The organism is Streptomyces sp. NPDC021080 (genome assembly GCF_044333225.1).
Classification (GTDB): domain Bacteria; phylum Actinomycetota; class Actinomycetes; order Streptomycetales; family Streptomycetaceae; genus Streptomyces.
Window position 1 is genome coordinate 50,748 of sequence record NZ_JBIRQM010000031.1, and the last position, 7,332, is coordinate 58,079.

Sequence of the window (7,332 nt, forward strand, 5' to 3'; positions counted from 1 at the left end):
GATCAGCGTCCTGGCACGGATCTGGCAGGCGGCGAGTGATCACAGCGGACAGCGAAAAGGCCCGGGTCCATGACCTGGGCCTCTGCCGTGGAGCGGATGACGAGAACCGAACTCGCACCCTCAGCTCGGGAAGCTGGGGTCTTCTGGACGCCACCACCGTGCTGACCTGCGGTTGAACTGTGCTACGGCCCATGGCGGTACGCGGTCGATTCCCCGTTGTTCCCCCTGAGTCCCCGCAGGATCTGGCACGCGAATGGCACGCTTGCGCGCCTCTCGCCGCGAACTATCGGCTGCGAGGTCATTGCGGTCCAGGTCGCTGGTCGAGTGGTCATCTGGGCCGTTGGTGGTCGAAGGCGGTTGCAGTGGTTGCTGTACTCCGCTGCTGTACGTCAGCGGCGGCGAGTGAGCCGATGAAGCAGAGTTGCCGGAGTAAGGCCGCGTTCGATGGAAAGCAGGTAGGCGGCTGGCGACTCCTTGAGCAGGGTGCGGCGTCGCCCGACTGCGGAGCGACCTAGCGTCCCGAGGGCGAAGGCCGCTCCCGCCGCGGCACCGAGTAGCGGATGGTTTTCGATCGTGCCGAGAGCGCCGGCGCTGACCACGGTGGGCAAGCTGAACTTCAGATCGGCGGCACTGAAGGCGGTGTCGATGCTCAGCCCGTTCATGGCGCGGCGCAGTTCCCGCAGGGGCGCGGCGAAGCGTTCCTCGACTCTTGCGGCTACCTGTAGCTCCCGCGCCTCCTCCAACCTGACGGCGGCTAGCTCTTCGGCGAGTTCATCCACAGTGCGGGTGACCTCGGCACTGAAACGGTCGAACAGATCTTGATTCTTGGTCCGTATGCGGATGATTTTTTTGACGGGCACGTCCGCCAGGTTTTCAGGGGTGACGATGCGGAGGGCCAGCAGCCCTACCGCATGAAGGTCGTTGTCGGCCGAGGCGGCGACGGGTTCGCCAAGCAGAGCCGATGCGAGGTCGTCGGAGTCCGAGCCTCCGGAGGCGATATGAGCGCTCGGCTGGTCGGTTATGGGAGAGAAGTTCCCAGCACGGGCAATCTCCTCGACGAGGGAGTACTTGTACACCCATGCCAAGGCGGCGTCCGTGGTGATCCACCGAGGGGAACTTTGCACAGCGAGTCCCGAGTCGAGTAGCGCGGCGCAGAGTCGGCTATCGACCTCGTCGCAATGAAGCTCGGCCAGCGCCTGACCACCCTCGGTCCGTTTCCAGGGCGGTGTGGCTCTCAGCGACCACGGTTGGTGCGGCCGTGGGCCCTGCCGACCCGGGTGTTCGCCACCGGACGAAAGGCCGCGCCCATCTCCGGGCATCCGGTACCACCGGCGCAGCGCAGGTTCGTACCGTTCGAGCAGGTTCAGGAAGGCGGGGGCCAGTTGCTGCGCGATCCGCATCGGGTCGACAGGTACGACGAAACCCAGCTCGTCGTTCAGGGCGCGCACCGTGGGCGAGTCGACGATGCTGTAACCACTGGGCACGATGCGAGCCAGCTTCGGCATATACAGCGCGGCGGTTTTGACCCACTGCTCGTCTCGGACGCGGACGTACGGGTAGTACAAACCAACGCGCTCAAGCACAGCATCCTCCAGCACGAGTCTGCGCCCATTTTCTCAGCACCGAATGCCCAACGCGAGCGAAACGGGCAGATAACGCGACCGGACGCCTCGACACCCCGCTTGTCAGCGATCAACGGCCGAGCCCAGGGACAACCATCGCTGTGCGTGGCCAACAGCGGAGCCGCCTCCGGGAAGGTGACGGCAACCGGACACGTCCAGCTCCGGGTTCGGTCGAGCTGTACGCCAAATGGGTCCAGGCCTCATCTCCCGACCTCGGCTGTCAACACGCTTTCCAACTGTGTTGGTGGGGTCATGGGGTGTGTGCAGGGGCGTTCACCTGCGTTCATGGGCGGTTGACCGCCAGGGTGAGTTGGCCTGGTGGTCTCAGCTGAACGGCCGTGAACGTGGCTGAATGAGACGGAAACTGAGACGGCCACGGTCACGCCCTGGTGGGCCGAGACTCCCCCTATGAGAGGGGATCGTCACAGTACTCGGCGAGCAGAGCGATGGTGCCTGAGCTTGCTGGATCTGCGACGGCATCCAACTGCCTTTTGAAGGTGGCTATGTCATCAGCCGAAGCCAGTTCTGCCGCGTCGGCTACGTTCTCCGCCTCTGTTTGGGCTCTCAAGCCGCCGTCACGGTCCAATTCCTTGGCTGCCTGGCACACGGTCTGCCTGTTCGGCTTGCCGCTGTTGCCAGTCTCAATCCCGCACACTGATTCGGAGACGCTCTTCAGGCCCTGAGCCTCCTTCACGATTCGTCCCGCTGAGGTCAGGGTCTGGTCACTCAAGGACACTGCAGTCACCAGGAGCGCACCAGACGCAGACAGCGCTTCGTCGGCTTGTGCAGATGCCTGGCAGGCGGGAACGGTGGGAGACGCGGACGCCACGTTGCTAGCCGGTGCCGCAGTGGTACCGGCAGGCGATGTCTGGCTGGATGCCGCGGGCGTGGGTGAGCAGCTTACGGCGCAGCTGCCGGCCATCAGCACGACCATGACGAAGCGACGCACGGCTCACTCCTGGAACAGATGGGGAAGACGGCTGAGCATACGGCGACAGGTCCGTGCCAGACCTATCCGACAGGGAAACTGCCAGCGCCCCGAGCCTGGGAAGCTCAGGTGCTCCGGAGGCGCCTTCCCTTCTGGCCTGGGCCGGAGCGGTTCCGGTGCTTGGCTGGCCTCTCCTCGATGCCCCGGTGTTCCCCGTGGTTCCTCGCTGCATCTGGCACGCGTTTGGCACGACCTCTTCGTCCCGAACTCTCGGCGGGACGGTCATTGATGGTTCTCGGGCTGCTCAATCAGCCGTGGACGGCTCTTGAGGTACAGCCTCGGTCTCTGAGGTTGCTGTACTTCCGTGCTGTACCGTTCCGGTCTTCTGGCGGGCGTTGGCGAGGTTGTTGCGGCTCATCAGGGTGCTGGGGTGGGTGTCGCCCAGGACCTGCTCGCGCTGGGCGAGGGTGGTCTCGTACAGGGGGATGGCCCGGCCCAGGTCCCCCGCCGACTCGTAGGCGCCGGCGAGGTTGTTGCGGCTCAGCAGGGTGCTGGGGTGGGTGTTGCCCAGGACCTGTTCGTACTGGGCGAGGGTGGTCTCGTACAAGGGGATGGCCCGGACTGCGTGGCCTTGCTGGTGGAGCCGACGGCCAGCGATTTCGTACGTGTTGGTGAGGGGGGCATTGTGGTATCCAGGCGGTCTGGTGGCGGCAAGGGTGACGAGGTGGGGGTGAGGGTGTCCCACTGGTCTTCGCTGGGGCTGTCCTGGCCCGGCGGCGGGGTCAGGCTGTGGAGGACCGCTTGTTCGGCGCGGTCTCGCCCTTCCACATGCCGGGGCGACTGGGTGCCGTCGGCGGTCTGCGGGGTCCGTAGGACGGTCTGGACCAGTCGGTGAACGCTCAGAGTACTGTCGGTGTCGGTGACCATGCTGTAAGCGGCAAGGGTTCCGACGGCTTCGGCGATGTCGTCCGGGTTGGTGCCGGGCGGAGTGAGCAGGCTGTGGGGGATTTCGTCGGGGGTCAGCCAGGCGGCGGTGTACAGCACCTCCACGGCCAGCGGATCGACCTTCTCCAGGGTTTGGAGGGTGACGTTCCAGATGCGGGCGAGGGTGCGTTCGGTATCGGTGCCGTGGGCGGTCTTGGCGAGTTTGGTGTCCAGGCGGCGGCGGTAGGAGTCCAGGCTGATGCCGCGGTTCTGGGCCAGGTAGGCGCCGGCCTGTTTGATCGCCAGCGGGAAGTACCCCAGCTCGGCGGCAAGGGACCGGGCTTCGGCCTGCTGGCGGGGTGTGGGGTTGGTCTCCTTGAACACGAGCCGGCACAGCAGGGTGGTGGCGTCGTCGGGGTCGAGGTTGCCCAGGGTCAGGGTGGGGGCGCTGTCGGGCCAGCCGGTGGTGCGGCGGCTGGTGGCGAGGTGGAGGGCGCCGGTGTAGGGGGTGAGGTCGTCGGGGTTTTCCACGTTGTCGTAGACCAGCAGCCAGCCCGGGTGCCAGGCCAGCCACTGCATTGCCCACGCCACCTGCGCCTCCCGCTCAGCGGTGGCGGACCAGTCGGGGACCAGGGCGTGGGCGAGGCTGGTGAAGGAGGTCTCGATCTCGTCGGGGGACGCGGCATTGATCCACCAGACCAGGGTGTAGTCGCTGCGGTAGCGGTGGGCGTAGTGCAGGGCGAGCGTGGTCTTGCCGATCCCGCCCAGACCGTGCACCGTCCCGCTCTGCGTGATCGCACCCTCGTGCCGGCTGGCCAGGATGCGTCGCAGCCAGCCCAGTTCTTCCTCCCGCCCCAGACAGAGGGCGATGGGGGGCAGATTGGAGGTGCCCGGGGCCGCCGCGACCTTGCTTGGTGTGTGCAGTGCCTCGGCCGGCAGTACGTCGCCGGTGTAGGCGTTACCGATGCGCTGGGCGGCGATCGACCTCGGTCCGGCCGCCTCGATCCCCAGCCGAGACCGATCCTCGTCCGTACTCACGGCCGCGGCGCGGTGTGACCGTCACCGGTGATCGCAGTACCGATGTGCTGAGCCGCGATCGACCGCTCACCAGAGGCCGTGACATTGACCGTTCCCGGCGCAGGGGCGGGTAGTACAGCAGCCAGTTCCTCCCGGAGTGCGGGATCGTTCTGCAATGCCTGCCTGAGGAGACGACTCAGCACAGCCGTGGAGTACGCGGCATCCTGCTCGTCGGCGGCCTCACCCACTACCCGTTCCAGCTCCGCCTGACCGGCTTCGTCCCGGTGCCGCCAGACCAGTTGAAGGATCCGTTGCCCAAGACCGACCGTGGCGTCGGCCGCAGCATCCTGTGCACGGGTCAGCACCGCTGCCCCGTACGCCCCCACCGCCGCCGTCACGGACGGCTCCGCCTGCCCAACCAACTGCACTATCTCAGCGTCCACTTGATCCCCAGACCTACGCGGCTCCGAAAGAACTCAGCGTAGAAACAAGGACCTAGCCGTGAGGCCAGAACGCCCGAATCATCTGAAGCGGCTCCCGCGAACACCTCGCCGGTTACTGACCCGAGCATGACTGCACCGGAGGAGGGCAGACCGCAGCCTTGTAAGGGGGGACGTGGCCGGCGGCAAGGGCGCCCAGGTCACCCAGTGCTCCGCGAGGGCACAACCCAGTGGCACATCTCGACTGCGGCTAACCGTCGTTGCCCGTGACTGACCGCACGATGTGGCACGGATGTGGCACACAGGCCCCGCCGCTGCAGCACGGCTAGCGGGCTGTGAGCGGTTCATACTGCCCGGTAGTCTCACTCCGTCAACACCGTGGCCTCCGGTGCCGACGGCCGCGTCGGGCCATCAGGCGGAATGCCCGTCCCTGCGAGTGGTGGTGCCATCGGCGGCGGCGTCGTGCTGGTAGATGTCGGGGATGCCGTCGTTGTCGGCGTCGAGGTTCTCCGCCTCGTACAGGAGTCGGTAGACGGTGTTGCGCCGCCGCAGCAGGACGGCCGCGAGGACGGCGGCCATCGTGGAGGCGACGAGGACTGCAGCCTTGACGTGCTCGGCTGTCTGGCCGCGGGGGAAGGCGAGTTCCCCGATCAGGAGGGCGACGGTGAAGCCGATACCCGCTAGCACCGAAAGGCCGAGGACATCAGCCCAGGCAAGGTCAGGGTTGAGCTCGGCGCGGGTGAACCGGGCGGCCAGATAGGTTCCAGCGAAGATGCCCACCGTCTTGCCGACGACCAGGCCGATCACGACGCCCAGGGGTTCTGGGCTGGTGAATACCGCGCCCAGGGCAGGGCCGGAGATGCTCACCCCGGCGGTGAACAGCGCGAACAGCGGCACCGCGATGCCTGCGGAGAGCGGATGGACCAGGTGAGAGACCCGAGAGCCCGGTGAGACCTCTTCGCCCGGGTCGCGGGTGGTGCGCAGGATCAGGCCCATGGCGACACCGGCGACGGTGGCGTGGACGCCGCCGTTGTACATCAGCGCCCAGATCGCCACTCCGAGGGGCACGTACCACCACCAGCCGCGCACCCGCAGTCGCTGGAGCAGGTAGAAGACCACCAGGCCTACGACGGATCCGGCGAGGGCCCACGGGTTCAGGTCGGAAGTGAAGAACACTGCGATGATCAGGATTCCGCCCAAGTCGTCGACGACGGCGAGGGTGAGTAGGAAGGCACGCAGCGCGGCCGGCAGGTGCGTGGACAGCACCGCGAGGACCGCGAGGGCGAAGGCGATGTCGGTGGCCATCGGGACCGCCCAGCCTGCTTTGCTTCCGTCCCCCGCCGTGGTGGTGACCAGGTAGAGGGCGGCTGGTACGGCCATCCCGCACAGCGCGGCGATGACGGGCAGGGCAGCGGTGGCCGGGGTACGTAGTTCGCCGACAACGAGCTCCCGTTTCAGCTCGATCCCGGCGACAAGGAAGAACACGGCCAGCAACCCGTCGGCCGTCCAGTGCCCCACGGAGAGGTCCAGGCCGAGGGCCGCTATACCGAAGTGGAAGTCGCGCACGGACGCATAGGCCGCGTTCCACGGGCTGTTGGCCCAGAGCAGTGCGAGGAAGGCTGCGCCGAGGAGGACCAGGCCGCCGACAGTTTCGGTGCGCAGGGCCCGGGAGATTGCCTGCCGTTCGGGCAGCGGCAGCAAACCAAGGAAGGGCGAGCGGGTGCCGGCCATGGCGGTGGGCCTCCGGTGTATCAGCGACAAGAGGGCACATTGCCCCCAGGACGCCGACCAGACTTCCCGGCACACCGCGCGCCAGCTCTTGGCGCGTTCTTTACACCCTATCCACCAGAGGGCAGGCCGTCTGCCCCGCACACATCCGCAAGATCACATCGGTGTCAGGCTGTGATCAGCCCTGACGCCGGTGCGCAACGCATCTCGCCTGAAGTGAGCCGTCGTTGAACAGGGTTGACCGCACGATGTGGTACGGCCGTGGCACGAGGACCTCTTCGTCCCGAACTCTCGGCGGGAAGGTCATTGTCGGTTCTCGGGCTGCTCAATCAGCCGTGGACGGCTTCTGAGGTACAGCCTCGGGCGCTGAGGTTGCTGTACTTCCGTGCTGTACAGCTTCGGCTTTCTGTCGAGCGTTGGCGAGATTGCTGCGGGAGGCCAGGGTGTTGGGGCAGTCGCCCGCGGGTGCCGTCTGTCAGCTTTGGTCGACGTCGCACGGTCCAGGACTCCACGGGTTAGGGCGCGCCCGCCTGAGGGCGGCCGAGGCGGATCATCGCGCGGAACAGGGCGGTGGGCGTGGGGGCGTCCGGCAGGGGCGGGGTGTCGGTGGCGGGGTTGGCGAAGGCGCGGAGCAGGTGGCCGACCAGGCGGCGCCAGCTGTCGGGGGCGGCGT

6 protein-coding genes are annotated in these 7,332 nt (G+C 67.1%); all 6 read right to left on the reverse strand.

The window, feature by feature from the left end; all coding sequences use genetic code 11:
- Positions 1-389: 389 nt before the first annotated feature.
- Complete coding sequence (locus ACH4S8_RS42705; RefSeq protein WP_398404294.1) at positions 390-1,598, reverse strand: DUF6236 family protein; 1,209 nt, start codon at positions 1,596-1,598, stop codon at positions 390-392.
- Positions 1,599-2,028: 430 nt separating this feature from the next.
- Positions 2,029-2,571 carry a hypothetical protein gene (locus ACH4S8_RS42710; protein ID WP_398404296.1) on the reverse strand — a complete coding sequence of 181 codons (543 nt, stop codon included), beginning with the start codon at positions 2,569-2,571 and terminating at the stop codon, positions 2,029-2,031.
- 283 nt (positions 2,572-2,854) lie between these two features.
- Positions 2,855-3,157, reverse strand: coding sequence for a tetratricopeptide repeat protein (locus ACH4S8_RS42715; protein ID WP_398404298.1), 303 nt, complete (start codon positions 3,155-3,157; stop codon positions 2,855-2,857).
- A complete protein-coding gene (locus tag ACH4S8_RS42720) occupies positions 3,091-4,512 on the reverse strand; it encodes an NB-ARC domain-containing protein (protein WP_398404300.1) in 1,422 nt (473 codons plus the stop codon). Before ACH4S8_RS42720 ends, ACH4S8_RS42715 begins: the two co-directional genes overlap by 67 nt.
- Positions 4,509-4,919: a hypothetical protein gene (locus tag ACH4S8_RS42725; RefSeq protein WP_398404302.1), complete on the reverse strand. Its 411-nt coding sequence runs from the start codon at positions 4,917-4,919 to the stop codon at positions 4,509-4,511. Before ACH4S8_RS42725 ends, ACH4S8_RS42720 begins: the two co-directional genes overlap by 4 nt.
- A gap of 423 nt (positions 4,920-5,342) precedes the next feature.
- On the reverse strand, positions 5,343-6,662 hold the full coding sequence (nhaA, locus tag ACH4S8_RS42730) for a Na+/H+ antiporter NhaA (RefSeq protein ID WP_398404304.1): 1,320 nt from the start codon (positions 6,660-6,662) through the stop codon (positions 5,343-5,345).
- Positions 6,663-7,332 lie beyond the last annotated feature (670 nt).

Bases quoted from the DNA above. Each gene is read 5' to 3' on its own strand.
- nhaA (WP_398404304.1), bottom strand. From the start codon at position 6,662: ATGGCCGGCACCCGCTCGCCCTTCCTTGGTTTGCTGCCGCTGCCCGAA.